The organism is Agriterribacter sp. (genome assembly GCF_035445465.1).
Classification (GTDB): Bacteria; Bacteroidota; Bacteroidia; order Chitinophagales; family Chitinophagaceae; genus Agriterribacter.
In genome coordinates this window covers 1-26,058 of sequence record NZ_DAOMQT010000057.1, presented here as the reverse complement: position 1 = coordinate 26,058, position 26,058 = coordinate 1, and the positions used below count along the sequence as shown (strand labels likewise).

General features: G+C 43.0%; 25 protein-coding genes and 1 tRNA gene. 14 read left to right on the top strand and 12 right to left on the bottom strand.

The window, feature by feature from the left end:
• Window positions 1-2,456, top strand: a 2,456-nt coding sequence (locus tag PLE34_RS18660; protein WP_324559376.1) for a PKD domain-containing protein, incomplete at its 5' end; no start/stop codon positions are given.
• On the opposite strand, the gene PLE34_RS18655 is transcribed toward PLE34_RS18660, so the two are convergent.
• The 3 genes from PLE34_RS18655 to PLE34_RS18645 are packed head-to-tail and all read right to left on the bottom strand — an operon-like array spanning window position 2,451 to window position 4,719.
• A complete protein-coding gene (locus PLE34_RS18655; RefSeq protein ID WP_324559374.1) occupies window positions 2,451-3,053 on the bottom strand; it encodes an HAD family hydrolase in 603 nt (200 codons plus the stop codon). The genes PLE34_RS18660 and PLE34_RS18655 overlap by 6 nt on opposite strands.
• Complete coding sequence (locus tag PLE34_RS18650; protein WP_324559372.1) at window positions 3,050-3,781, bottom strand: SDR family oxidoreductase; 732 nt, start codon at window positions 3,779-3,781, stop codon at window positions 3,050-3,052. The genes PLE34_RS18655 and PLE34_RS18650 overlap by 4 nt, the downstream gene beginning before the upstream one ends.
• A gap of 56 nt (window positions 3,782-3,837) precedes the next feature.
• A complete protein-coding gene (locus PLE34_RS18645; RefSeq protein ID WP_324559370.1) occupies window positions 3,838-4,719 on the bottom strand; it encodes a decaprenyl-phosphate phosphoribosyltransferase in 882 nt (293 codons plus the stop codon).
• A gap of 181 nt (window positions 4,720-4,900) precedes the next feature.
• Between PLE34_RS18645 and PLE34_RS18640 the strand changes: the two genes are divergently transcribed.
• From PLE34_RS18640 to PLE34_RS18615, 6 genes are all read left to right on the top strand, one after another.
• Window positions 4,901-6,526 carry a hypothetical protein gene (locus tag PLE34_RS18640; RefSeq protein ID WP_324559368.1) on the top strand — a complete coding sequence of 542 codons (1,626 nt, stop codon included), beginning with the start codon at window positions 4,901-4,903 and terminating at the stop codon, window positions 6,524-6,526.
• A gap of 385 nt (window positions 6,527-6,911) precedes the next feature.
• Window positions 6,912-7,595, top strand: a complete 684-nt coding sequence (locus tag PLE34_RS18635) for a hypothetical protein (protein ID WP_324559366.1) — start codon at window positions 6,912-6,914, stop codon at window positions 7,593-7,595.
• 338 nt (window positions 7,596-7,933) lie between these two features.
• A tRNA-Met gene (locus PLE34_RS18630) sits at window positions 7,934-8,007 on the top strand.
• A 249-nt stretch (window positions 8,008-8,256) separates the two neighbouring features.
• Window positions 8,257-9,120 (top strand): COG1470 family protein, encoded by an 864-nt coding sequence (locus PLE34_RS18625; protein ID WP_324559364.1) that lies wholly within the window; start codon window positions 8,257-8,259, stop codon window positions 9,118-9,120.
• 6 nt (window positions 9,121-9,126) lie between these two features.
• Complete coding sequence (locus PLE34_RS18620; protein ID WP_324559362.1) at window positions 9,127-10,143, top strand: ABC transporter ATP-binding protein; 1,017 nt, start codon at window positions 9,127-9,129, stop codon at window positions 10,141-10,143.
• Window positions 10,088-11,110, top strand: a complete 1,023-nt coding sequence (locus tag PLE34_RS18615) for an ABC transporter permease (protein ID WP_324559360.1) — start codon at window positions 10,088-10,090, stop codon at window positions 11,108-11,110. Before PLE34_RS18620 ends, PLE34_RS18615 begins: the two co-directional genes overlap by 56 nt.
• A 31-nt stretch (window positions 11,111-11,141) precedes the next feature.
• Here PLE34_RS18615 and PLE34_RS18610 read toward each other — a convergent pair whose 3' ends face one another.
• From PLE34_RS18610 to PLE34_RS18600, 3 genes are all read right to left on the bottom strand, one after another.
• Window positions 11,142-11,708 carry a Tll0287-like domain-containing protein gene (locus PLE34_RS18610; protein ID WP_324559358.1) on the bottom strand — a complete coding sequence of 189 codons (567 nt, stop codon included), beginning with the start codon at window positions 11,706-11,708 and terminating at the stop codon, window positions 11,142-11,144.
• 210 nt (window positions 11,709-11,918) lie between these two features.
• Window positions 11,919-12,134, bottom strand: coding sequence for a YgaP-like transmembrane domain (locus PLE34_RS18605; protein ID WP_324559356.1), 216 nt, complete (start codon window positions 12,132-12,134; stop codon window positions 11,919-11,921).
• A gap of 31 nt (window positions 12,135-12,165) precedes the next feature.
• Window positions 12,166-12,399 (bottom strand): hypothetical protein, encoded by a 234-nt coding sequence (locus PLE34_RS18600; protein WP_324559354.1) that lies wholly within the window; start codon window positions 12,397-12,399, stop codon window positions 12,166-12,168.
• A gap of 68 nt (window positions 12,400-12,467) precedes the next feature.
• Between PLE34_RS18600 and PLE34_RS18595 the strand changes: the two genes are divergently transcribed.
• The 4 genes from PLE34_RS18595 (at window position 12,468) to PLE34_RS18580 (ending at window position 18,569) form a co-directional block, all read left to right on the top strand.
• Window positions 12,468-13,337 (top strand): AraC family transcriptional regulator, encoded by an 870-nt coding sequence (locus PLE34_RS18595; protein WP_324559352.1) that lies wholly within the window; start codon window positions 12,468-12,470, stop codon window positions 13,335-13,337.
• Window positions 13,338-13,563: 226 nt separating this feature from the next.
• Window positions 13,564-14,691, top strand: coding sequence for a Gfo/Idh/MocA family oxidoreductase (locus PLE34_RS18590; RefSeq protein WP_324559350.1), 1,128 nt, complete (start codon window positions 13,564-13,566; stop codon window positions 14,689-14,691).
• Window positions 14,692-14,810: 119 nt separating this feature from the next.
• Window positions 14,811-18,308: a PVC-type heme-binding CxxCH protein gene (locus PLE34_RS18585; protein WP_324559348.1), complete on the top strand. Its 3,498-nt coding sequence runs from the start codon at window positions 14,811-14,813 to the stop codon at window positions 18,306-18,308.
• Window positions 18,309-18,398: 90 nt separating this feature from the next.
• A complete protein-coding gene (locus PLE34_RS18580; protein WP_324559346.1) occupies window positions 18,399-18,569 on the top strand; it encodes a hypothetical protein in 171 nt (56 codons plus the stop codon).
• Window positions 18,570-18,731: 162 nt separating this feature from the next.
• On the opposite strand, the gene PLE34_RS18575 is transcribed toward PLE34_RS18580, so the two are convergent.
• Complete coding sequence (locus PLE34_RS18575) at window positions 18,732-18,977, bottom strand: RNA recognition motif domain-containing protein (RefSeq protein WP_324559344.1); 246 nt, start codon at window positions 18,975-18,977, stop codon at window positions 18,732-18,734.
• A gap of 243 nt (window positions 18,978-19,220) precedes the next feature.
• Between PLE34_RS18575 and PLE34_RS18570 the strand changes: the two genes are divergently transcribed.
• Window positions 19,221-19,475 carry a short-chain dehydrogenase gene (locus tag PLE34_RS18570; protein ID WP_324559342.1) on the top strand — a complete coding sequence of 85 codons (255 nt, stop codon included), beginning with the start codon at window positions 19,221-19,223 and terminating at the stop codon, window positions 19,473-19,475.
• A 6-nt stretch (window positions 19,476-19,481) separates the two neighbouring features.
• Here the strand turns inward: PLE34_RS18570 and PLE34_RS18565 are convergent, their stop codons facing one another.
• From PLE34_RS18565 to prfB, 3 genes are all read right to left on the bottom strand, one after another.
• Complete coding sequence (locus PLE34_RS18565; protein ID WP_324559340.1) at window positions 19,482-19,751, bottom strand: hypothetical protein; 270 nt, start codon at window positions 19,749-19,751, stop codon at window positions 19,482-19,484.
• Between the two features lie 350 nt (window positions 19,752-20,101).
• Complete coding sequence (gene rbp, locus PLE34_RS18560) at window positions 20,102-20,368, bottom strand: RNA-binding regulator (protein WP_324559337.1); 267 nt, start codon at window positions 20,366-20,368, stop codon at window positions 20,102-20,104.
• Window positions 20,369-20,564: 196 nt separating this feature from the next.
• Window positions 20,565-21,663 (bottom strand): peptide chain release factor 2 gene (gene prfB / locus PLE34_RS18555; RefSeq protein WP_324559335.1). Its coding sequence is split into 2 segments (ribosomal slippage): window positions 20,565-21,614 and window positions 21,616-21,663, totalling 1,098 coding nucleotides; the frame shifts between segments, so codons are not numbered across the junction.
• A gap of 331 nt (window positions 21,664-21,994) precedes the next feature.
• Between prfB and PLE34_RS18550 the strand changes: the two genes are divergently transcribed.
• Complete coding sequence (locus tag PLE34_RS18550) at window positions 21,995-22,231, top strand: hypothetical protein (RefSeq protein WP_324559333.1); 237 nt, start codon at window positions 21,995-21,997, stop codon at window positions 22,229-22,231.
• The gene (locus tag PLE34_RS18545) at window positions 22,216-22,524 is read left to right on the top strand and encodes a type II toxin-antitoxin system RelE/ParE family toxin (protein ID WP_324559331.1); all 309 of its coding nucleotides are present in this window, start codon (window positions 22,216-22,218) and stop codon (window positions 22,522-22,524) included. Before PLE34_RS18550 ends, PLE34_RS18545 begins: the two co-directional genes overlap by 16 nt.
• Before the next feature lie 103 nt (window positions 22,525-22,627).
• Here PLE34_RS18545 and PLE34_RS18540 read toward each other — a convergent pair whose 3' ends face one another.
• A complete protein-coding gene (locus PLE34_RS18540; protein ID WP_324559329.1) occupies window positions 22,628-24,646 on the bottom strand; it encodes a putative porin in 2,019 nt (672 codons plus the stop codon).
• Between the two features lie 73 nt (window positions 24,647-24,719).
• Window positions 24,720-25,541, bottom strand: coding sequence for a purine-nucleoside phosphorylase (locus tag PLE34_RS18535; RefSeq protein WP_324559327.1), 822 nt, complete (start codon window positions 25,539-25,541; stop codon window positions 24,720-24,722).
• Between the last annotated feature and the right edge of the window lie 517 nt (window positions 25,542-26,058).

Genomic DNA, 26,058 nt, shown 5'->3' with positions numbered 1-26,058 from the left:
CACCATCGGGCAGCATCAGCAGCTATGAATGGAGCAAAACATCCGGTCCATCAGGCGAAGTGATCACATCTCCCGGCAGTGTTGCTACCACAGTAACCGGTCTTGCAGAAGGTGTATATACTTTTGAACTGAAGGTAACGGATAACAATGGAGGAATATCCACCGCTTCAGTTACCATTACGGTAAAAGCAGCGCCATTACCACCTGTAGCGGATGCAGGAGCAGATAAAACCATAACATTGCCTGATAACAGTATAAGCTTAGATGGTAGCGGATCCACCGCACCATCGGGCAGCATCAGCAGCTATGAATGGAGCAAAACATCCGGTCCATCAGGGGAAGTGATCACATCTCCCGGCAGTGTTGCTACCACCGTAACCGGTCTTGCAGAAGGCGTGTATGCTTTTGAGCTGAAGGTAACAGATAACAATGGAGGAACTTCCACCGCTTCCGTTACTATTACGGTAAAAGCCGCGCCATTACCACCTGTAGCCGATGCGGGCATTGCTCAAACCATAACATTGCCTGATAACAGTGTAAGCTTGGACGGTAGCGGATCCACCGCACCATCGGGCAGTATCAGCAGCTATGCATGGAGCAAAACATCCGGTCCGTCAGGAGAAGTGATCACATCTCCGGGCAGTGCCGCTACCACGGTAACCGGTCTTGCAGAAGGGGTATATACTTTTGAACTAAGGGTAACCGATGATAACGGAGCTACATCCACCGCTTCGGTTAGCATTACGGTAAAAGCTGCACCATTGCCACCTGTAGCCGACGCAGGCGTCGCGCAAACTATAACATTGCCGGATAATAGTGTAACCCTAAATGGCAGCGGCTCTTCTGCTTCTGCTGGTAACAGTATTATCAGCTACCACTGGAGTAAAATTAACGGGCCGGCGGAAGGTGCTATCGCAGACGCTGGCGGCATTAGTACAACGGTTACGGGGCTTATAGCAGGTACATATAAGTTTCAATTAGAAGTGACGGACGACAAAGGAGGAACAGCAACAGCTACCATGACTGTAACAGTAAATGCCGCTCCGCCACCTCCGGTTGCAGATGCGGGGAATGATCAAACAATAACGTTACCTGCTAACAGCACCAGCCTGGATGGATCTAAATCCACGGCGTCCGGTGGCAGCATTACAAATTATGAATGGAGTAAGGTGTCGGGACCTTCGGGTGGAAATATTACTAATGCTTTCCAGGCTACATCTGCTGTAACCGGGCTTTCAGAAGGAAAATACCAGTTCCGGCTAACCGTTACAGATAATAGGGGCGTTGTTGCATCTGCCACAGTATTCATTACGGTAAAGGCGGCACCATTACCACCTGTAGCCAATGCAGGTAATGCCCAAACGATCATATTGCCTGCTAATAGCGTTACCCTGGATGGAACACGATCTTCTGCTCCCGCAGGACAAATAAAGAGCTATACATGGAGCAAAGTATCAGGTCCTTCAGGTGGTGCGATCAATAATGCTGCTAATGCTGTTACAGCAGTTGACGGGCTTATAGCCGGTACATATGTGTTTCAGTTAAAAATTACGGATAACAATGGTAATTCAGCTACGGCAAGTGTTACTGTTATTGTAAATCCTGCTCCGGTTAAGCCTCCGGTAGCGGATGCAGGTAATAACTTTTCAGTACAACTTCCGGTTGGCATACTACAGTTGGATGGAAGTCATTCTTATGCGCCAGGCGGCTCTATTACAGGTTACCAATGGATAAAAATAGCAGGACCAGGGTCGGTAATGATCATTAATTCTAACGCTGCCACACCCGGTATACAAGCTGTAGAAGCGGGTGAATATATATTCAGACTTACAGTTACCGACTCAAACGGGTCTACAGCATCGGCAGAGGTAACAGTAGATGTGATTTCAGCAGATATTGTTGTGCCGCCTCCTGTAGCCAATGCGGGTCAGGCGATTGTATTAACATTGCCGGAAAACGAGGTAATGCTGGATGGTTCGGGATCTCACGTTCAATCAGGCAGTATTGAATCATATAATTGGCGAATGATTACAGGACCTTCCCCGGCCTTTATTGAATATCCAAATGATGAATTAATGATTGCATCCGGATTGATCGAAGGAGAATATGAATTTGAACTAACGGTAACTGACGATAAAGGACGTTCAGGTAAAGCAACAGTAAAGGTTGTGATAAATAATGCTGGAGCAAGGCGTGATCTTACGCCGGTAGTGAAAGTGTTTCCAAACCCTGTATACACAACGGCTTTAATAGAATTACAGGATCCGGCAAAAGGAAGGACAAGTATAGATTTATATGATATAAACGGAAAGAAAGTCTTAAGAAATGAATTTGTTAAGGACGACAGGTATGTCAATCACCAATTAGATATGGCGAGCCTGCCGAAAGGTGTTTATTTCCTACAGATCATAATTGATTATCAGTACAAATCTGTGGTTAGAATTGTTAAACTATAGTCTTTCCCGGAAAGGTTTATAATACGCAAAGGCGGCAAGCGATAACATCGGCTTGTCGCCTTTTGTATCGCCATATGCTGATATGGTTTCATAGGCATCAAGCCGGAAAAGCGTTTTAATTCTATTCACCTTTTCTATGCCATTACAATTTTTACCGTCTATTCTACCTGTGATTTTTCCCTCTTTTATTTCAAGCTTTGTGGCAATACAGCTTATTTGATTTTGCCTGCACCATCCTGCTGTCCAGTTCTCTGCAGAAGCAGTTACGATTACCACCGTTGTATTGTTTTGTTTGTGCTTATTGATTTCCCGTAACGCGGCAGGGCGGATAAGGCGGGGTAGTTCTTTTGCAATAAACGCATCACATTTACGCTGAAAGTCCTGCAGGGGGGTATCTTTAAAAAAGAAAGTAAGCACCTTTTCTTTTGTGGCAGCGTTTGAAATGATACGCAGTTTCATTGCTATCAGCCATGGCGATAGTTTAACCAGTCCTACGTACAGTGCCCGCTTACCTTTTTGATATTTGATGATCTCAAATAAAGTATCCTTAGAGGTAATGGTACCGTCAAAATCAAAGAAAGCGATGGAGCTTTTCACAATTTCTTTCTTTTAAAAACAGGCTCAGGGATTAGCCTGATGATGCACATAATCCACCTCCAGAACCATTTCACATATATAATGTTTCTCTTTTTTTGCACCGCATTATAGATGGATCTGGCAACATCGTTCGGATGTGCTGTTAGTAATTTGGGCAAGTTTAAATGTTCGGTCATTTTAGTATACACGAAGCCCGGAAGAACGGTTACAACATGCACCCCTTTCTCGTATAATTTATTTCTGAGCCCTGAAAGATAGGCGGTAAACCCCGCTTTAGCGCTTCCATAAATATAATTACTTTGTCTCCCTCTTTCGCCTGCTACAGAACTGATCCCGACAATAGTACCTTTTTTTTGAGATGCAAAATCTGCCGCAACAATATTTAATATGCTCACTGCACCGGTATAGTTGGTGTGAATTGTGCGGAGTGTTTCATTATCTGAATTGACCGTTGATTCGTTATCCTTCATATAACCAAAAACGCATACCACAATATCTGGTTTTGGATTTAATGTTTGATAAAACAGCAAATGAGAAGCAAAATCAATAGCGTCAAATTGATATACAGTACACCGGATGTTAAAACGAATGGATAGATCCGTTTGAAGTGGGGTTAGCTTTGAGCTATCTCTTGCTGCCAGTTGAACATTGAATTTTTTTTGTGCAAATTCCCGTGCAATTGCTGTTCCTATATCAGAGGTTGCGCCAAGAACAAGTACTGTTGACATACTGATTGCTGTTATAATAATGAAAATAGGGTTTTAATCGGGAAAAGCAAACATTGTTAAAAGAAAGGCATGTTTTTGGAATAAATGATTAAATAAAAGCTGGCCATCCAGAGCAGCAGCGCTATTTGAATAAACCGATCCCTGTATAATATTTTTGTTGGAGAACCTGAATCAACATTTACATAAATAATTTGTAAATAACGCATGATACCTGCCATAACAAAAAGACTCGTTAAGTACAGTCTGCTTGTATTATGCCGCTCTATCATGCTGTTGGATACTGTATACATAAAATAGGAAACAATCATTACCGATGAAATTAATGCAAGCAATGCATTTAAGAAATCGAGGGTATAGCCTTTAACCGCCTTACGCATATCGTTTCCTGAAGATATTTTTAGCAACACGTCATCTCTTCTTTTACCTGCGGCCATGAATAATGCCAGCAAAAATACCATTATGTTCAGCCAAATGGTAACATCCACCTTTGCAATACTTCCGCCCGAACGCACCCTGAGCGCAAACCCTATGGCTATGATAAAAATGTCGAGTATGGGTATGTTTTTTAACCCAAAAGAATAACCAATATTTAAAGAAAAATAAAGTGCCAGTAGAAAGAGAAACCTGGTATTTATGAAATACGCGATAATAAACCCCACAATAACTAATATTGCGAAGATCATTAAAGCTGTTCCGGAGGAAACAGCCCCGGAGGCAATAGGCCGGTTTTTCTTTTCGGGGTGCTTCCTGTCATCTTCTTTATCTGCATAATCATTAATAATATATATGCTGCTTGCAATACAGCAAAAAGCAACAAATCCTTCGAATACATGGAATACCTTGATCCAGTTGAATATTTCACCAGCAAAGAACAGCGGTATATACAAAAAAAGGTTTTTAGCCCAGTCTTTGGGCCGCAGTAATTTTAGATATATCACAATCCGTATTTAGACATATGTTATAATAGAATACAAGTTAATGTATAAAAGTAGTTATTTCAATAACGAAAGAGATAATTCGTTATTTTGCTATAGTCTTTGTATTTGCATTTGATATATTCCCTGATCAATTGTTTGGAATTGATAAGGGTAGTATATTTTCACCGAATAATTGTTCAAAATGGCTCAGAAAAAAATATTAAATATTTCTGAAATATTAATCATTGTCGCTTTTGCTTTCTTCCCCCTGTTTTTAAGCTTCCCTTTCAGGGTAAATATATTCTTATCATGGGAAGGCGCATACCGGTTAAGCAATGGTCAACTGCCTTTCCGTGATTTTGGTATTCCTTTGGGAGGAATGTATTGGGTAGTGCCCGCTATCTTTTTTAAAATCTTTGGGGCGCAACTTATTACGCTTGTTAAAGCCCAGGTATTCATCAATATTGTTTCCGGTTTGGTATTCCGGCATATACTGGTAACCCTCTCTGTTACGCCTGTTGTAAGGGCTGCGTCCGTATTATTATATACGATAACCTTTTCTTTTTTCAATTTTTGGCCCTGGTATAATCACACCGCTATCGTATATGGGCTGATTGCTGTAGCATTTGTATTGCAGTTTGTTTTTAGCGGAAACCATAGAACAAAGTGGATATGGCTTTCGCTGGCTTCAGTGTTTACCTTTTTTTCTTTTTTTTCCAAACAGGATGCAGGGGGGCTTATTTTTTTAATTTGTATTTTCCTGTTATTGTATAATAGCTGGGTTGAAAAACAGTGGCTGGGATCTGTGGCATATGTTGGGGGAACCATTTTAGTTACTTCCATTACTGTTCTTTTTTTCTCGCAGTATGATTTTTCTTACTGGTTCAATTATGGGCAGGCTCCGCACAACGCACGTGTTTCAGGTGCTGATATCGTAAATGAATTTTTCAGTGAATCGCAGTGGTTGAAATTTTATTTTTTCCTTATTATACTGCTTGCTGTTGCAGGATTTAAAGATGCCAGGTCTTTTTTTGCTGACAAAAGATCGATGATTTTTTTATTGCTTACAATAGGCATTTTATGCCTGGCTGCCATTTTTCAAATTACCAGCTACACTCCTGTCAATAGCAATATCTTTTTTCACAGCTTTGCATTTGCTTTTATTATGCACTATCTGCTGAAGTATCTCAATGTAAAAGTAAATAGCCCTGTGATAGTTATTTTATTATTTGCCGGTGTAATGTTGTGGTGGAGTCAGTTATATTGGAATTATATACAAAGAATATTTATTAAACCCAACAGGGAAGAAGGGATTGTATATTCGGCAACCGGGGAAAATGTAGTGGGTTTGCATAATGCACGACTTAAGTCCGGGGGGCCATCTGCAGTTATTTCCCAGGGAGAATGGATAAATTCTAATATTCCGGCACTCAAAAAGATAAAGCTGCCTGAACCTACAGTTAAAGGAATACAGCGGCTTTTGGAACTTGATGCTGCGAAAAACAAGAAAGACATTAGAGTGCTGAATATGTCTGAGCTCACATTCCTGGCTGCAGAAATGCCTTATACGCTTGAGCGGAATCCAAAGTTTCCCCTATGGTATCATTTAGGGGTAGGGATGTTTAACAGAGAGGCAGAAATGTTAGAAAATAGAATCCGGGATAATTATTATGATATTGTTTTATTTGAATACATGCCGGGCTTAAATAATTTTTATCCGTTCAGGGTAAGAGATTCGTTAAGACTGCATTACCAGCAAATTGACTCATTTCCCGCACCAAGAAGTTCAGAACCGGGAACCATTGAAGTATATATAAAGAAGCAATAGCTGATCAATAGTAGGTTTCAAGCCTGTCAGCATGCATGCCTGGGTGTAAAATATACACTTTGCGTGCCGCGCTATAATTTTTTTCACTCATCTTATTTATTTGCCGCGCTACCTGCGTTATATCCGTTGCTCCATATTATTGTAACAAATAGCCTTCCGGATTGTTTAACAAAGAAGGATCCATAAAGTAAATGAACGGGCAAAAGCGCCTGTTGGATGAATGGCGGTGTGTTAAGGATATCAGCGTAGACTGTAGCATAATGGCAAATTAATCTAGTATACTGCGTTCACCCCCGACTTTCTCCCGCTGGTGTATTTTATGTTTTCTCTGCCACCTTTTCTAATGATTTTTAAATCCGAAGCCATTCGTATTAACTGTTTAGCTATGAATTATAAACTGCTCAAGGGAGGGCATTTGCCTGACCGGAAATGCCGGGAAATATTAGAACTGTTTTGTGACGATCTTACTGCCACACAAATAGCTGACATCAGCCGGGTGAGCAGGGTAACGGTAAATAATTATTTCAGAATTATCCGTTCTGCTATCGCTTCTTTTTGTGAGGCTGAAGCAAGTTTATATACAAGGCAGCAGCTTCCTGTGTTGAATACCGAAGGAACATGCCGCCCGGATGATAACCCTGCTGCCTGTTATGGGTTTTGCTTAAGGAAGGGGAAAGTTTCCACCGCCTGGCTTAACAGTATATGCCCGGCAACAATTCAGCAATTGTATAATGGTCATGAGGCTAAGAATGGAGAATCAAGCCCCGGTTTTGAAGCATATCAGGCAGTGGCTGATTGTAATAACTGGCGTTTATACTGGCTGGCTGAAGATAAAGGAGCTTCTTCTGTGGCCAATGCATTACCGGAAATTACAGGTTTTTGGAAGTATACTAAAAGCCGTTTACAGAAGTTCAGGGGTATGAATAAAAACACTTTGTACCTGCATATTAAGGAATGCGAGTTCCGGTATAATTTGAGGAATGATGATATCCTTATTGTACTTACTGATATTATTAATGCAAGGCGGCATTCAACAGATAAAGTCAATGAAAATCCTGTTGTTGTATAGAAAGTACCATCAGCAATAACGGGAAAGACAGATATATAAGAGCTTATTATTATACTATTAAAATCACTCCGGGGATTTTTTTTCTATGATTTAGCCTTCAGCTCATTCCCGGATCATTTTAACTCAGTTGAAGGAATAGAAGTTTTCTCATGTTTTGGTAAGCAGGTGATTGTCTAATCACCTGCGTTTTTTATCTGCCCGGTCAGTATCTTTCTTCCGGAAAATCTTACAACATACTGATAAAACCCCTATTTTTGCTGCCCGAAATGAAGGAGTTAAATAGATTTTTTAATTCTTGAAAGGAGTCGGATGTAGTATTAAGAAATTTTTTTATAACAGGCGGGATAGCTCAGGCGGTTAGAGCGCAGGATTCATAACCCTGAGGTCTGGGGTTCAACTCCCCATCCCGCTACAAAAGCTCCATACGGGGCTTTTATGCTATATGAAATATACTGTGTACGTTTTATATTCATCCGCATTCGGTAACACTACACCGGCTATACGACAGATTTCCTAATACCTTTTGCTCCATTGTCACCGGCTTTTTGTTGATTTTTTAAAAATCGTTAACAAAACCATTTTTCATTGCTTATTATTTTCGCAGCATCTGATTTCAGGCAGCTATTATCTTATTAATAAACAATCAACATTTGTTAATGCTATGCTAGCGCAGTATCCCAATCTCCGGCGGAACGACCTGCACGTTCGTATTTTTTCAGTTTTCTCTTTTATTCTTTTTATTACTGTTTTTGGTTCTTCTTCCCGTGCCCAGCCGGCCGAAGGCAAAAAGAAATCCACTTTTACAGCTCACCTCATCAATATTGAGTCTGTGGTAAAGGACCCTTTCCGGTACAACACTTCGTTATATAACGGTAGCGGTAATACGCAGGTGTATGCATTGCAGGTACAGGCTCCGGATGGCTGGATAACGCTGTTTCGCACAGCCGGTAGCCAGGTCACCGCGGTGAGGCTGGATTCCGGCAAAACACAGGAAATCTCTCTTGAAATCATGGCTTCCCCGATTGCAAAGCCGGGTAAGTATACTATCCCGGTGAGCGCCGTCAGTAACAACGACTCGCTCCGCATTGAGCTGGAAGCCGTAGTGAAAGGCAACTACAGTCTTGAGCTCACTACGCCTACGGGCCGGCTGAGCGATGATGTTACCGAAGGGCGCAGTAAGCAGCTTCGGCTGGTACTGAAAAACACGGGCTCACTTCCGCTTGACGGGCTGGAGCTTTCCGCGCAATCCCCCGTGCAATGGAGCACAACGTTTGAACCGTCAAAAATAGAAAGGCTTGACCCGGGTCAAACAATGGAGGCAAGTACAACACTCAGCGTTCCCGACAAAACCATTGCAGGTGATTATGTTACCACTTTTACTGCTAAAAACAGCTATACAACAGCTAATGCGGTATTCCGGATGACAGTAAAAACATCGCTGCTTTCGGGGTGGATCGGTATACTGGTAATACTGCTCGCCCTGGGAATGGTGTATTACCTGGTTCGTAAATACGGAAGAAGATAATTTGTTATGGAGAACCCCATTATTGAGCTGAAAGGCTTAACGAAATGCTATAGTTCTGTGAAGGCCGTAGACGATCTCTCCCTGGAGATTGACCGGGGGGAAATATTCGGTTTGCTGGGTCCCAACGGAGCGGGTAAAACCACCACCATTCTGATGATGCTGGGATTGGCGGAACCTGATGCGGGCAGTGCCAGGGTGTGTGGCGTTAATGCCACCGGCAACCCTGTTGCGGTGAAGCGGAAAGTGGGGTATATGCCCGACAGCGTGGGTTTTTATGATGATATGACAGGCCTTGAAAACCTGATGTATATAGGAAGGCTCAACGGAATATCGGAACACGAAATAGCATCGCAGGCACGTAAAACGATGGAAATAGTGGGTCTCGACGGAGAGATGCACAAAAAGACTTCTGCCTATTCCCGCGGCATGAAGCAACGGCTCGGCCTTGCTGATGTACTGATCAGGGAACCGGAGGTTATTATCCTTGATGAGCCTACGCTCGGTATTGACCCCAGTGGCATAAAAGCATTCCTTTCGTTGATACGCCGGCTCAGCCGCCAACAGGGGCTTACAGTATTATTATCATCTCATCAACTGCACCAGGTGCAGCAGGTTTGCGACCGCGTAGGCATTTTTGTAGACGGCAGGCTGCTGGTGGAAGGCAATATGGAAACGCTTTCCCGTAATTTATTCGGAGAGGAGTCATGTGTAGTACAAATTATGCTCAGAGATGCATTGCCCGGCTTCGCGGCGCATGCTGAAGCATTGCAGAAACTGGAAGGCATCAGGAATGTAACCCTACAGGAAAACAGCATTGAAGTGTCGTGCAGTGAAGACGTTACGCCGGATATTGTCCGCTTCCTCGTTCAGAAAGGATTAAATATAACAGGTGTGCACAAAAAGGAATTCGGGCTGGATGAAATTTATCACCGTTATTTTGAGAACAATCAAAAGAAACATATTTCCAATGGAAAGTCCACTGGTTTATTTCAAAGGTCTTTTTTCAAAAGGAATAACACATAATAGTCTTCAGCAGCAGTCTGAGAGTCCGTTCCGGGTAATGGTACGCAAAGAAACGGGTGACCATATCCGCAGTTGGCGCTTTATTGTTATGCTCACACTGATCGCGCTTATTTTCCTGGGTTCAATATATGTATCTCTAAGCAATATCAGCAAGGCTGTGGCTAACATCAAAGACCCCGACCGGATTTTTGTATACCTGAAGTTACTTACCACATCGGATGGAACACTTCCTACCTTTCATATTTTTATCAGCTTCCTGGGCCCGTTACTGGGTATCGCGCTTGGTTTTGACGCGGTAAACGCGGAACAGAATAATGGTACGTTAACCCGCCTGATGGCACAACCGGTGTACCGCGATAACCTCTTGCTGGCAAAGTTTTGCGGTGCGCTTATCGTTGTAAGTATTTTATTTCTTTGTCTTGCCCTGCTGATGACAGGAGTAGGAATGATCATCACAGGTGTTCTGCCGGAGCCGGTGGAGTTGCTTCGTATCCTCTGGTTTGTAGCGTTGAGCATTTTGTATGTGGGCTTCTGGCTGAGCCTTTCCATTCTGTTATCGGTCAGGTTCAGGAATGCTGCCACTGCTGCGCTCACGGGCATCGGCATATGGCTGTTTTTTACCGTTTTTTACCGGATCATTGTAAACCTGGTAGTAAATGCCATGCTTCCGGGGCCGGATTATCTTCGACCGGAAGACCTGCTCTCGTATAATAATCTTCTGTTGTCTCTGTTGCGGCTTGCGCCCAGCCAGTTGTATACAGACGCTGCCACCACATTGCTGATGCCCTCTGTAAGAAGCCTTGGGCCATTGACAATGGAACAGATGGCGGGAGCCATTCCTTCTCCCTTGCCTTTGAAAGAAAGCCTGATGATCGTATGGCCGCAGGTTACCGGACTGCTGGCGGCAACAATGGTTTGTTTTGCCCTGACATATTATCTTTTCATGCGCAGGGAAATCAGAACATAGCTTCAGCTTATTCCATGGGATACGATCCGTGTTATTGAGCAAACGAAATTTTCCACATGCCTCTTAAATCTCCCACTGTAAAATCTTTTGCTTTATCGTTGGGGTATAGGGAATCAATAGTAGCAGCAACGGGCAATGGAATATCTTTTCCGGTTTTTCCATGGCAGGCCGAGCACATGGGCTGCAGCAGTATGGGCTTATAATAGTGAACAATGTTTTTGCCGGCAATAATAGCGGGCTGTAAAGAATCACCATTTGCTTTTGCCGCGGTAAACACTCTCCATTGTATAGCGTCTGTACTGTCCGGAGCATTTTTCGGGTTGCGGTATTTTTCCGCTACCCGTTTGATGGTGATGTTTCCGGAAGCCAGTACAGCAGTAACAGGATAGGCGTTTTCATTGCAGTAGGCTACCGCGCCCTGCAAGCCTTTATTATGTATGGCAATTGTTAATGCGTTGCGCAGGGTGTCAAAAGTGGCTTTAATAATGCTGTCTCCCTGCGCCCGGTAGTCATTTGCCGCTGCTGTGTCAGGCTGACGGCACGATACGCTTATCAATGCACATGCGGTCAGGATATATGCATAGTATGGTCTTTTCATTTGTCGTTTATGGTTTGTAGTTTATAGTTTATAGTTGCATTTCGCTTTTAATTTTGAACTCCAGGCTTCGGGGTTTTTAATTTATAGTTTGTTGTTTGTGGTCTACGGTTGGATTTCGCTTCGGATTTAGAGTTTCAGGTTTCGGATTTGAAATTTATTTGTTTTTTGTGATTTGTTTCCTGGTGCTTTGTATTTACATCGGATTTGAAATTATCTGTCATCGGCAGAAGGCAAATCGCAACTTTCGGCTATACATCTTTTTGGGCGCAAAAATCCCGTAACAAAAAGAAGAACCCCAAATAACAGGGCAGGCCAACCTCCTTCTTTATAATACAGGAATCCGGTTACCATAAAAGCAATACCCAGTCCCCAGCGCAGCAACCTGCTGAACCATATTACATTTTTGGATGATCTTGTATTTGGCATTGTAACACCTTTTCTTTTATTAAGCGGGATATCATGCCGCGTCTTTTGTAGGCTTTTTAAACATGCTAAAAAGCAAAGCCCCCATTACGGCGAAATAAAGCGTGCTGTTGCGCGGATTAGATGTAATGGCACAGGTTCCGCTGTTGCAGCCAACCAGTTTCCAGTAAATAAAACCTCCCACACCGCCAAGGATAGCGCCAGTTAGCAAAAGCTTATTATGGTTCAGCCATTTCTTCATGCTGTAAAAATCGGAAATTACCGTCAATTGCTTCGTGACTTATGTTACATTCAATCCATTATCTTTATTGATAAGCATAGTGTTAAAAAGCTTGTATGAAATTCGCACTCCAAAAATCTCCCATACCGGAATCCAGGATATTTGTAGCCAAAGAGCTGAAAGAAAAACATTTCGATGCTACCTGGCATGCGCACAGCGAATACCAGTTGTTTATGGTACTGAAAGGTACAGGCACCCGGTTCATCGGTAATACGGTGCAATCTTTCAACGAAGGCGATCTGACTTTCCTTGGCCCGGGAGTGCCCCATTTATGGAGGAGCGACAGCGCCTATTTTGATAAGCGGAGTAAGCTCCTTACGCACGGACTGGTTATTTATTTTCCGGGCGATTTCATCGGCGATCTTATAGAAAAAGAAGAGATGCAACAGGTGAAAGACCTGTTTAAAAAAGCCAGGCGCGGTATTGAATATTACGGGCAAACCGTTAGCCGGCTGGGCACTATGATGAGCAATATTATTGCTGCTCATGGGGCTGCAAGCATTATACAATTATTGCAGATGCTCGAAATAATGGCGCAAACAAAAGCATACCGTTTGCTGCACAATGCTGATTATATATACAGGCTGAAAGAATCAGAAACCCGGCGCATTAATGTAGTGTATAATTATGCCGCCCAGCATTTCCGGGGCCGCATTGCCCTGCAGGAGGTGGCCGACCTGCTTAATATGACGCCAACTTCCTTCAGCAGGTATTTCAGGATGAAAACCAGCAAATCGTTTTCCGATTTTATTACTGAACTGCGTATCAGGCATGCCTGCAAATTATTAAGTGAGGAAGATGGTAAAACCATCAGCCAGGTAAGCTATGAATGCGGGTTTAATACCTTGTCCAACTTTAACCGCCAGTTCAGACTGTATATAAAAATGACGCCGAAACGCTACCGTGAGCAGTTCTCTATCCTGTGATTTTTCATGATTTCACTATTTTTTCCATTTTTTGGATAAAATAAAGCCGGTATTGGACATAATCCGATAAATTACAGAAGCACAATTAAATGTAATTTAGTACGGTGTTTTTCCGGTTTCCCATATGGGTTCAGTTGTAAAATAAAGGGAAGCGGTGCTGTGCAGCCGTGTTTTAACCTGCGTTCATTTAACCTGTAATTATTCATTTAATATATACTATTGCTTTATGTCTTCCCCAAAAATCAACATCGCCATTATAGGGCTCGGCTTTGGCGCCGAATTTATTCCCATATACCAGCGGCATCCCGATGCGAACATGTATGCCATTTGCCAGCGGAACGAAGAGAGCCTGAACAACACGGGAGATGCTTTTGGCATTGACAAAAGGTATACGGATTATGACGAATTGCTGAAGGATCCCAATATTGATGCGGTACATATTAACACGCCTATTCCTGATCATGCCGCTCAATCATTAAAAGCATTAAAAGCCGGTAAGCATGTTGCCTGCACTGTGCCGATGGCCACTACGGTAGAAGAATGCAAACAAATTGTGCAGGCGGTAAAAGATACCGGGCTCACCTATATGATGATGGAAACGGTGGTATATGCCAGGGAGTTTTTGTTTATGAAAGAACTCTATGAAAAAGGAGAGCTGGGGAAAATACAGTTTCTAAAGGCCAGTCACCAGCAGGATATGGATGGTTGGCCAAATTATTGGCCGGGGTTGCCTCCCATGTATTATGCCACACACTGCGTAGGGCCGGTGCTGGGATTAACAAGGTCGGAAGCAGAATACGTATCCTGCTTTGGCTCTGGAATCATAAGAGAAGAGCTGCATGCGTTTTACAATTCTCCTTATGCTGTAGAGAGCACGCATATCAAATTCAGGAATTCGGACCTCAGCGCTTATGTATACCGTTCTTTATTTGATACGGCACGGCAGTACCGCGAAAGCTTTGAAGTATATGGCTCGAAAAAATCTGTTGAATGGCCGTTGATCGAAGGCAAACCGTTAGTGGTGCATACCGCCAAACGCCCGGAACCAGAGATACCCGAAGAAGTGGAGTCGCCCGATTACGCTCATTTATTGCCGGAGCCTATTCAGGGGTTTACCACGGGTGGCGTGTATGATACAGATGAGCACCAGCATCTCTCTTTTTTGCAGGGTGCAGGTCATGGCGGATCACATCCGCATCTGGTGCATGAATTTGTAAGCGCACTGGTACAAAAAAGAGAACCGTTCCCCAATGCAAGGCAATCCGCCAATATCACCTGTGTGGGCATACTGGCGCATGAATCGGCAAAGAAGGGAGGTGAAATTATTAAGCTGCCGGATTTCACCTTGTCCTGAATTGTTTGTCATTACAATAATAATATAACACAGAACGGATCAGCTATAATTGCTCTTTTCAGCAATTGCTCATCCATGATGCCGGTAGTTCACCACTAAACCAAAATAAAACCGAACAAATGACACGCAATATCCTGCTATCCCTGCTTTGTATCTTCTCTTTAACTTTGCTGTTACATTCCTGCAAACAGCAGGAAAAAGATGATAAGCCCCGGCGGTTAGAAATATTATTTCTCGGACATAAAAGCAAGCACCACGATTCGGAGAAGCTGGCAGAGTTGCTTTCACAGGAATATTTTAAAAAAGGGATCAATATTACCTATACTACCAATCCGGATGATCTGTTAGGAGAAGATATGAAGCTATATGACGGGCTGCTGCTATACGCTAACCACGACAGCATTACCGCACCACAGGAAAAGGCGCTGCTGGAATATGTGCGTTCGGGTAAAGGATTTATTCCGTTGCATTGCGCGTCGTGGTGCTTCCGCAATTCACCGGAAGTGGTGGAGATGACCGGCGGCCAGTTTAAAACACATCAATACGATTCTTTTACTGCTGTTATTGTTAAGCCGGATCATCCTGTAATGAAAGATGTGCCTGCCTTTTCTACGGAAGACGAAACCTATGTGCACGATAAGATCAGTAAAGATATAGAAGTGCTTACTGAACGTATAGAAGGCGATCATCGCGAACCGTATACCTGGGTACGTAATTATGGAGAGGGAAGGGTTTTTTATACAGCTTACGGGCATGATGAAAAAACATGGATGAACCCCGGCTTTTTGAAATTAGTTTACAACGGTATCATGTGGGCAGTGGGCGATCATGCAAAATCACTGGCAGAACAATTCGATATGCCCGATCCGAAGTATACGGATGCACGGATGCCCAATTATGAAAAGCGCGATCCGCCCCCGCAATTCCAGGAACCACTATCGCCTGAACAATCTATGAAACTGATACAGGTGCCGGTAGGGTTCGAAATACAACTTTTTGCCGCTGAACCCGATATCAATAAACCTATTTACATGAACTGGGATGAAAGAGGGCGTTTATGGATAGTGGAAACCATGGATTATCCCAACATGGTGCGTGATAACAAAGAGCAAGGGAAAGATATGATTAAGATACTGGAAGACACGGACGGAGACGGCAGGGCAGATAAGTTTACCGTGTTTGCCGATAAGCTGAACATTCCTACCAGCTTCGCCTTTATTAATGGCGGCATCGTAGTGGCACAGGCGCCCGATTTTTTATTTCTGAAAGATACGGATGGTGATGATAAAGCCGATGTACGGGAAAAAATCATTTCGGGCTGGGGAACATTTGATACGCATGCGGGACCTTCCAATTTCCGTTACGGCCCCGATAATACAATATGGGGAACGGTTGGTTATTCCGGCTTTAAAGGCGTGGTGGGCGAAAGTAAAGATACCATGCGCTTTAGCCAGGGCCTGTATCATTTTACAGCCGATGGAAAGCAATTGGAATTCCTGGGCAACACATCGAACAATACATGGGGGCTGGGCTTTTCGGAAGATTTCGATGTTTTTATATCAACCGCCAACAACACGCACAGCGCTGCGTACACTATCCCCAAACGTTATTTTGAGATGTCGGGACAGGGTGCGGAAACTGGTATAGATAAAATTGAAAGTCATTATACCATGCATGTGGTAACCAAAAACCTGCGGCAGGTGGATGTGCACAATGGTTTTACCGCCGCGGCGGGGCATAGTTTATATACCGCGCGTACTTACCCGAAAGCGTACTGGAACAGGATTGCTTTTGTAAGCGAGCCCACCGGCAGGGTTATTCATCGCAATATTATTGAACCCAATGGTTCTACTTTTAAAGAGGGTGAAGATGGGTGGAATTTTGTAGCCAGCGCCGACGATTGGTTTGGCCCTGTACAGGCGGAAGTGGGTCCGGATGGCAATGTGTGGATGCTCGACTGGTATAATTTTATTATTCAGCATAATCCAACGCCGCAGGGATATGAAACGGGTAAAGGCAATGCCTATATAAATCCTATACGGGATTCTTTAAGAGGGAGGATATACAGCATCCGCTATAAAAAAGGGAAAAAAGATAAGATATCATCACTCCACAAAAAAGATACAGATGGACTGATCAATGCGCTGGGCAGCCCCAATATGTTTTGGCGTACTACCGCGCAGCGTTTGCTGGTTGAATCAGGTGATAAAAGGATAGTGGATAAATTATATAAGATCATAGAAAACACTTCAGTTGATGAGATTGGTCTAAATGCACCTGCAGTGCATGCATTATGGACATTGCAGGGTCTGAAAGCGTTTAGCGGCGATAATAAGGAAGCGCTGAACGTTGCCATTGGCGCATTAAAGCATCCTTCGGCAGGCGTGCGCAGGGCTGCCATACAGGTATTACCGGCAACGGAAGAGGTTTCAAAAGCACTGATTGAAGCTGACATATTTAAAGATAAAGATTTGCGGGTAGTGCTGGCCGCCGTATTAAAAGCATGCGACCTTCCTGCATCGGAAACACTGGGAGAAGTTTTATTTAAGCTTGCCAGTAAGGAAGGCGGTAGCGCCGAAGACAAATGGATCCAAAAAGCATTGTTTATTGCATCGGGCATACAGCAGCAGGGTTTTGAAAAAGCATTTAAAGCCAGCGGCATCAGCGAACAGGTGGAACTGGGCAAAGCCGGTTTGATCCATCGTATAATGCTGCGTTCAAAATTAAATGTGCTCTCACTGCCTCAAAATACGTATATCCGGCCCGACCTCTTGCCCGATCTTACGGGAAGGGAATTGTTTTTTACTGCAAATGTGGAATTGAACAATAAAGATCATAAGAAAGGAGTAATTGTGGCCCAGGGCAATAAAGCCAACGGGTATGCAGTGTATGTTGATAATGCCAAAAAATTGCATTTCCAGGTTAACCAGAATAATCAATCTTATACCATACAATCCGGGGATAGTGTTGACGATACCTTTTCCGTAACCGCCAAACTTTTCAAAGGAGGTGTTATGGAATTGCTTTTAAATGATAAAGAAATTGCTACAGGTAAAGCAAAAGGGTTGTTTGGCATACCCTTGCGTGATGCCGGCATCCGCATAGCGAATGATTACTGGAACAGCGGCGCAAAAAAAGCAGGCAATTATGAAGACAGCGCACGAAATATAGGAAGGGTATACGATGCACGCATGGAAACCCTGCTTGCCGAATCGCAACAAGCCGATCTGGGTAAGCCCGACCAGGTAATTATAATGAGAACAGTGCAGAACGAAATGAAATTTGAGAAAACAAAAATTACAGCCAAAGCGGGAACGATACTGGAAATCGTGCTTAACAATATAGATTTCATGCAGCACAATTTACTGGTATTAAAACCCGGCAGCATGGAAAGGGTAGGAGCGGCAGCGGATAAGCTGGCGCAGGTACCCGAAGGCGTTAGTATGCAGTATATTCCTTCCGTTCCGGATGTTTTATTTGCAACGCCATTGGTTAATCCCGATCAAAAGTTCAGCTTAAAATTCCGTGTGCCGGATATCCCCGGCGATTATCCCTATATATGCTCTTACCCGGGGCATTGGAGGATCATGAATGGCGTGCTTACGGTGGTGAAATAAATATAGTATCCTATACAAAGATCCGTATTTGAAGCGTCAGGCACGGGTCTTTATTTTGAATTATGTTTTGAAAATAAGATGTGATTTGATATGCTGAGAACACGGAAAGTAAGAAACGATATTACAGGCAACTGGGATGATTTTGTTGGCCATAAAACAGTTTTTAATGCTACGTTTACTGAAAAACAATTACTTTTCCCTGTACCGAAACAAGAAATAGACGTAAATCCTAATTTATTGCCAAACAATACAGGGTTTTAAAACAGATTACAGAATCATTATTCATTGTTGCGAAGGGCTGCTTTAAAAGGCGGCCTTTTACTTTATGTGTTTCCGCTGCATTTGTATGGCTGTGTTTGATAAGCTGCAAAGTTCTGCCGGAAGGAAAGAACTTATATGTATTGCCTTTCATTCTATCTCAGTTTATAATGGATCACGGAGCTCATCTACAGATATTCTTTTTCCATCCATCATCGTTTGATGCAAAGAAATAATAGCCTGCCTGCCCTGTGCATCGGAAGGCATATTTATAATGGCGCTGCCTTTTGAACGCCCGTTAAATTTGTTGCGGATGACCATTACAGAATCCACGGTACCAAAAGGAGAAAATAACTTCCTTACATCGGCATCAACGGTATTAAGACTGATATTGGATATTTGTATATTCATATAAAAACTTTCCGGATAAATTAAGTATATAAAACAACACTACCTATTTTATTATTAGATGGCTAACCGGCTATGGCAACAGGCTTGCAGTACGCATGATTAAGAAAACGGTCTGCCATATCTTAAAATATAAAATCCAGGCGCTTTCAAAAGATTACCTTTACCACCGCATTTCTTTCCATTACATACTTTCCTTCTGGCGAAGGTATGTTTCCTAATGACAGGATTATTTAAAAAGAATATATGACAAAAGATGAAGTCGAAACATTTCTGATGCGCATACAATCAGAAGAATTACCGGTACAAATTGGGTTTAAAACACGTAAATCTTTTGTTGGGTTATTCATTAAAACGGGTGATTATACCGATCTGAAATCAAAGAATTTCTGGCGGATCGTTGGAGCGTCTAAAATTGATGAATACAAAGTATCCGGTAACAGGGATCTGGCAAGGATTTATAATGGAATGGAGTTTACCCGGTTGTCAAAAGTGCAATAGTCATTGCTATTGATTGTTTACCGGAACATTGGGCGTTTGTTTGCTCCTTTTTGCCGTCATGTTTTTGGCTCTTTTTTCCTGGCCAATGAAATAGGAGGGAGAGTATCTTGAAAACAACATGTCTTTTATTTTTGATAACAGGCTCAGGCGCCGGAATGCCACTATCTTACTTAGCTGATGCGAAAGACAAACCGTGAATTCATCAGCCGGCAACGCCAATGCTGCATCGTTAACATTAATGGTATATCTGCCAAAAAAGCTAAGATCAGATTCCATAACCTGATTCATTAACTCCTCTTTTCTTAACCTGATATCGCATCTGTAAAGGTCTTTATACAAACTGAATACTAAATGTTTTAAAATTTTATCCGCGTCAGTAATTGTCATATTCCGGCAGGTAAACCCCTGCTGAGTTTAATGGTTGCAAAACGTACATTCCTCTAGTTATAGCATAAGTAAAAAGGGGCTGTCTCAAAAGTAATATTTGCCACTAAGTCACGAACCTGCCTGCCGGCAGGCAGGAACACGAAGAAAATAAAATCTGAAGATCAGGACTTTGTGCCCTTGTGTCTTAGTGGCATATTTTCTATACCGCCCCTTTTGAGACAGCCTCTTTTCCGATCTGTTTAATAGGAAGATTTATTCCGCTCTTCTCTTTGCCTGGCTTCGTTTACTTTAATAAACCGCCCGTCAAGGGAAGCGCCATTCAGTTCGCGGATAGCTTTTTCGGCAGCGTTGCTTTCAGGCATATCTACAAAGGCAAAACCCCTGCTCCTGTTGGTAACTTTATCCATGATGATGTTTACGGAACTCACTACGCCGTATTGGGAAAATTGTTTTACTAAGTCTTCATCCACAACGGCGAAGCTTAGATTTGAAACATAAATGTTCATTTCTTTGAATTATTTTAAAATAAAAATGATCTGAGAAAAAAGCAGCGGTAAAAAAGATGGCTAACCAATAGCAGGAATCATTCACTTACAGAATGCTGAGAAACTCAAATTGTTATCCTTACGAATATACGCTTAAATACCGGCTTGTCCGATATTTTTTCGAAATACGGGTTATCACGTGTATTGCTGCTTCAAATTATGAACGGCTTTCTGCTTCCTTTTCCATCATCAGGTAGGCCTTGATAAAGCCATCTAACTCACCATCCATTACAGGCTGCACATTTCCTACTTCATAATCCGTGCGGTGGTCTTTGATCATCTTATAGGGATGGAATACATAAGAACGGATCTGGCTGCCCCATTCAATTTTTTTCTTGCTGGCGTTAGAAGCATTCTTCATTTCTTCCCGCTTGCGTATTTCTTCTTCATACAAACGGCTCTTCAGCATTTTTAATGCCTTCTCCCTGTTCTCTCCCTGGGTACGGCTTTGCTGGCATTCCACGATAATGCCGGAGGGAATGTGCTTTAACCGTACAGCAGTTTCTACTTTATTTACGTTTTGACCGCCCTTGCCGCCGCTGCGGTAAAACTCCCACTCCAGGTCTGCAGGGCTTACGGCTATGTCAATGGAATCATCTACGAGAGGATATACAAAAATGGAGGCGAAAGAAGTATGCCGCCGGGCATTGCTGTCGAATGGAGAAATGCGCACCAGGCGATGCACTCCGCTTTCCGACTTAAGAAATCCATAAGCAAAAGGTCCATCAAATTGCAGCGTGGCAGATTTTATGCCGGCTCCATCGCCTTCCTGCCAGTCTAACTCGCTAACGCCCCAGCCGTGTTTCTCGCCGTACATCCGGTACATACGGGCCAGCATTTCAGCCCAGTCCTGGCTTTCCGTTCCGCCTGCGCCGCTATTGATCTGCAGCACGGCGGGTAATTCATCTTCGGGCTGGTTAAGTGTACTTTTAAATTCGGCTTCTTCAATACGGTCGTTGGCAAACTCGTACGCTGCTTTTATTTCCTCTTCCGTTCCTTCTCCTTCTTTCCAGAAATCGAACAGCACGGCAAAGTCTTCTACCGCTGTATGCACATCTTCATACAACTTTACCCAATACTCATTGAGCTTGGTATCTTTAAGGATTTGTGTAGCCCGTGCATTGTCGTCCCAAAAGCCGGGGGAAAGCGTAAGCTGCTTATCATTTGCTATTTTGTCGCGCCTGTTAGCAACGTCAAAGAAACCTCCCCAATCCCGCCAGGCGGGACCTCATATCTTTTATGTGCTCCTGTGTCATAGCCGGCAAAAATAAGGGTTATTTGAGATTTGAAATTTAAAATTTGAGATGCTACGGTCGGTACCCGATAGAAGGAGGGTCAGACCGTATATTACGTTTACCTGCAGCAATCCTTTTTCACAAATAATCCTTTTAAAAAATGCAGGAAGGAAAATATGATCTTTTTTGTTGTCATCTTTTCTTTTTATCCGGTAAATACTACAATGCCGGGTGCAAAGTTACGAATGTATGATCAAAAGCTACCAACTATCAGCCTTCAGGCGCGGCTGCTGACCGGCAGAAGCCTTTGTGGGAAAGATTAAATAGTTAAATTTGTACAAATATGATAAATATGAATGCAGTAAACCAGATGCGTAAAGAAGTAAAGAAATACATTGATACGGCTGATGAAAAAGTGGTAAAGATGATCCATGCAATGCTGGAAGTAGATGCCGAAGCTGATTGGTGGGACGCGATGCCGGATGAAATAAAGGCGGATATCGAAATTGCAATTAGCCAGGCTGATAAAGGTGAAGTATTGTCTCATGCAGAAGTAAAGAAAAAATATCCACAATGGTTTACAAAGTAGTGTGGACCCTGAAAGCCCTGCAAACATACATAGAAAACATGCATTACCTGGAAACAGCCTGGACAGAAAAGGAGGTAAAGAAATTTGCATTCACGGTTGAAAAGAAGGTTTCTGTTTTATCAAAACAACCGGGTATCGGCTCTCCCCGCAACAAGAAACAGCAAAATATCAGGCATACTATTTTGTATAAAAGAGTGTCATTGATTTATCGTATTAATAGCAAGGAAAAGGAAATTGAATTATTACGATTCTGGAATACGTATCAAAATCCATCGAAATTAAAAGAGAAATGACAATGATGCTCTGCTTGTGGCAATTTATCCTGCCGGTACGCGACAAGGAAACTTCAAACCTGAAACCCATTCACTTATTCCTATTCACCGCTCACGCTGATCTCTAATTCACAAAATTCCAGAAAATACCCATCTTGAAAAGTAAACCCTGGTAAGGATATAATGGTGCGGCCATATTGTTATTGGTAAAAGAAAAACCGTCCAGTTCCAGCGTATTCAGGTTCTCCAGGCGTACAAAAGCGCTGAAGCTCCTGATCCTGAAGTTCACAAAAGCCGCAATGTCGGGCAAGTTAGCTATGCGGATGCCATCCTGCGGAAAGAACTGTCCTGTTACCGGGGAATAGTTATCGGCGGTATAGGGTGTATAATACCTTGAATCCAACCCTAAAGCGATATTCAGGTTCCTGAAGAACTGTCCCTGGAAAACAATACGGTTGCGCAGGTAGAGCAGAGGAATATTAACCGGTGTATTACCGGCTGTTTTTTGAAGGGCCACATCTGCATACCAATGCCAGAACTTACTTATCCTGAAATCTTTGCTGCCTTTAATTTGCAGCACGTTAAAAGGGGCAGCCTGCTGGTCTGCTTCATAAAAATTTTTAAAATAGGCATAATTGCCAATAAGATAATAATGACCGCCGAGCTGTAATTGTAAAGCCGGCACCGTAAGCGTGCCGAACAGGTGTGTAATATTTTCTTTACTAGTACCGTCTGCTGGTGGCTTAACCGGAAACCCGCTGGTATTGCGGAGAAGGTAAGATGGTGTTCGGTTGGCATTTTCGAAACCCACCTGCAGCGATCCTAAAGTATTGCTGAGTAGCCTTTCCAGGCTTATATACGCTCTGTAATCGCCGGCGTTAAACCCTGTTGGATATAGTTGGGCATAAGCCTCAATATCCCATTTTTTATTGCGGGTGCGGTTCCTGTATTCGCCATGCAGAAAAATATTGTACAGCATGTCGCGTGTGGAATCAGTTCTTTTCAGGGACAGATTTTGCATGCCGGCGCCCACTTTCAGAAATTGCTGCTGGTTTTTGATGTCTGGGAACTGGTATATGGAAAAATCGTTAATGACTTCTTTCCAGGCATCCTGGTAAAGCAGTTTTTGGGTGCTGCTGTCTAATGCGATATCATAATTTTTTTTATAGAAGGCGCTGTCCGGCGCAATATCCTGGAACAGGTACTTATACGTGTTGTATTGAAGCGTATGTTCTATGCGGAAACGGGGATAAAAAAGTTTGATAACCGTAGAGTCGGTTACCAATGAATCTTTTTTCCCGAAATCGTATTGTTGTCTTATCAATAGCTTAATCTGGTTATATTTATTCCCGGTTTTTAATTGCGTGTTAAAAGGGTCGCGGCTGTAGGTGGCATCGCCCGCAGTATTGATGGGAATATTAAAGCGGTCTGAATACGTACCCGTTTTATCTACCAGGAAACTGTCATTGGCTATACCGCCGTTTTCGGCAGACTGAAGGCTGTTGGTTAGTCCTATAAAATATATGCCATATCGTTTATTGGGCGACTGGTAATAAGTGTTGAGCCGCAAATTGGAATGATTGGTGCTCTGGCTTTTAAAAAATCCGGGTGCATTAATGAGCCGGAACTGGAAAGCGAAATTCCAGTTGGGTTTGATATTTTGTGTATGTAAGATATTAATGAACTGCTCTGCACCACTGCCAATCAGGTAATTTAATTCGGTAAAGGGCCGGGTGGTATTATAAAACCGCGTTTGCTCAATAGTAAAGGCATAAGCGTCAAAGGCATGAAACCCCGGATCCCACCCCGGTGCTGCTGATGGATTGAACAAAAGGGAAGTGGTGGCTGTTCCGTTATTGCCCAGCCATACATACTCCGACTTTAAAGGGATCTTTATATAAAAATCAATTAAAGATGAATCAAAAGTGTAAGAGCGCACCGAATCAATATATTTAAAGCGTATGCTTACAGAATCCGCGAAGGGATCGCGGTGCTCAAATTTGATAGAATCATTTCCTCCCGATCTGCCTCCCCTTCCCATATTACTGATATTGCCCAGCCTGCCCGGAAGCTGCTGCGATAAGGCGGGCAATGCGGAACCCACCAATATAAATAACAGTAAGTATGTAAATATTTTCTTCAATGCTGTTAGCTTAATCCTGTTCACGGCGAAAATACCTGAAATCGGCTCATATCTGTTGAAAAAAATGGGTGGATCAAATAGCTTTAACTAACTCTTTAAATAAGGCAGTAAGCTTTGGCTCCGCCGCGGATGCCGCCTGCAGCACTTCTTCATGTGTAATAATATTATCTTCCTCGCGTATGCCCATGTCGGTAATTACGCTTATGCCAAATACCTGTATGCCGGCATGCACCGCCACAATCACTTCCTGTACCGTGCTCATCCCTACGGCGTCTCCTCCCAGCACATGAATCATTTTATATTCTGCACGCGTTTCAAAAGTAGGTCCCGTTACGCCAAAATACACACCTTCCTTTACAGGGATACCCAGTTGCCCGGCAATTGCTTTTCCTTTGCTGATCAGCGTTTTTGCATAGGGTTCGCTCATATCGGGAAAGCGGGTACCAAAAGCGTCCTCGTTTTTGCCTATTAAAGGATTTACGGTTGCCAGGCTAATATGGTCGGTAATGATCATCAGGTCGCCAACAGCAAAAGCAGTATTAACACCGCCCGCCGCATTGCTGATGAGCAGGGTATGAACACCAAGGAGTTTCATTACACGAATGGGAAAAGCAACTTCCGTAGCAGCATGTCCTTCGTAAAAATGCAGGCGCCCCGCCATTACCACGATATTTTTTTGGCCGATTTTACCAAAGATCAGCCTGCCCGAATGTCCTTCAACCGTAGAAACAGGAAAATGAGGTATTTCGGTATAACGGATTTCCTTTTCCACCGTCATTTCGCTTACAAAATTGCCCAGTCCGCTGCCCAGCACAATACCTATTTCAGATGGCATGTTATAGCGGCTTTTAATATAGGTAACAGCTTCCCTTATGTTATCGGGTATAGTGGTCATGCAGGTATTTTATGGCGGCAAAGATAAGGAGAGGAGAAGGGAAAAAAGAGGAGAGGTAAAACAAGCGTGTTTGTCTGCAGGCATTCATCGAAACTTTTGGCATTTTTACCGGGTTTACTATACTTGAACGGAATTATTAACGTTTTGCAAAGATGGCTCCACTTTACTGCCCTAAATATAAACCCTATGGTTATTAAAAAATTAAGGCTTTTTTTGCTGGTGATCCTTTTACCGGCAATGGTATTTATGCTGGTAATAGGAATGCAGCAATACCAGCATACCGCTGTGGCGCAAAATGCCGGAGCTGATATTTCAACTGTTGCTACCTGCACAGGAAGCAAGAACTGTAAAGCATGCAAGAATTGCAGTTCCTGTAAGCATTGTAAACAGGAAAAGGGTTCATGCGGAGTATGTAGATAAAGTACTTCTGCTAACAAATTAGCCGCAGATACGCAGTTTTTTTCTCCCGAGTTGTCCAAATTAGGTCAGCACATCCAATTTTTCGAGGATTTCCGAG

Excerpts from the sequence above, each read along its gene's own strand:
- PLE34_RS18545 (WP_324559331.1), top strand. The coding sequence starts at position 22,216 with ATGGTTTACAAAGTAGTGTGGACCCTGAAAGCCCTGCAAACATACATA.
- PLE34_RS18605 (WP_324559356.1), bottom strand. The coding sequence starts at position 12,134 with ATGCCAAATACAAGATCATCCAAAAATGTAATATGGTTCAGCAGGTTG.
- PLE34_RS18635 (WP_324559366.1), top strand. The coding sequence starts at position 6,912 with ATGAATTATAAACTGCTCAAGGGAGGGCATTTGCCTGACCGGAAATGC.
- PLE34_RS18570 (WP_324559342.1), top strand. The coding sequence starts at position 19,221 with ATGACAAAAGATGAAGTCGAAACATTTCTGATGCGCATACAATCAGAA.
- PLE34_RS18590 (WP_324559350.1), top strand. The coding sequence starts at position 13,564 with ATGTCTTCCCCAAAAATCAACATCGCCATTATAGGGCTCGGCTTTGGC.
- PLE34_RS18565 (WP_324559340.1), bottom strand. The coding sequence starts at position 19,751 with ATGGAATCTGATCTTAGCTTTTTTGGCAGATATACCATTAATGTTAAC.
- PLE34_RS18585 (WP_324559348.1), top strand. The coding sequence starts at position 14,811 with ATGACACGCAATATCCTGCTATCCCTGCTTTGTATCTTCTCTTTAACT.
- PLE34_RS18620 (WP_324559362.1), top strand. The coding sequence starts at position 9,127 with ATGGAGAACCCCATTATTGAGCTGAAAGGCTTAACGAAATGCTATAGT.
- PLE34_RS18580 (WP_324559346.1), top strand. The coding sequence starts at position 18,399 with ATGCTGAGAACACGGAAAGTAAGAAACGATATTACAGGCAACTGGGAT.
- PLE34_RS18650 (WP_324559372.1), bottom strand. The coding sequence starts at position 3,781 with ATGTCAACAGTACTTGTTCTTGGCGCAACCTCTGATATAGGAACAGCA.
- PLE34_RS18595 (WP_324559352.1), top strand. The coding sequence starts at position 12,468 with ATGAAATTCGCACTCCAAAAATCTCCCATACCGGAATCCAGGATATTT.
- PLE34_RS18640 (WP_324559368.1), top strand. The coding sequence starts at position 4,901 with ATGGCTCAGAAAAAAATATTAAATATTTCTGAAATATTAATCATTGTC.
- PLE34_RS18610 (WP_324559358.1), bottom strand. The coding sequence starts at position 11,708 with ATGAAAAGACCATACTATGCATATATCCTGACCGCATGTGCATTGATA.
- PLE34_RS18535 (WP_324559327.1), bottom strand. The coding sequence starts at position 25,541 with ATGACCACTATACCCGATAACATAAGGGAAGCTGTTACCTATATTAAA.
- PLE34_RS18625 (WP_324559364.1), top strand. The coding sequence starts at position 8,257 with ATGCTAGCGCAGTATCCCAATCTCCGGCGGAACGACCTGCACGTTCGT.
- PLE34_RS18575 (WP_324559344.1), bottom strand. The coding sequence starts at position 18,977 with ATGAATATACAAATATCCAATATCAGTCTTAATACCGTTGATGCCGAT.
- PLE34_RS18550 (WP_324559333.1), top strand. The coding sequence starts at position 21,995 with ATGAATGCAGTAAACCAGATGCGTAAAGAAGTAAAGAAATACATTGAT.
- PLE34_RS18615 (WP_324559360.1), top strand. The coding sequence starts at position 10,088 with ATGGAAAGTCCACTGGTTTATTTCAAAGGTCTTTTTTCAAAAGGAATA.
- rbp (WP_324559337.1), bottom strand. The coding sequence starts at position 20,368 with ATGAACATTTATGTTTCAAATCTAAGCTTCGCCGTTGTGGATGAAGAC.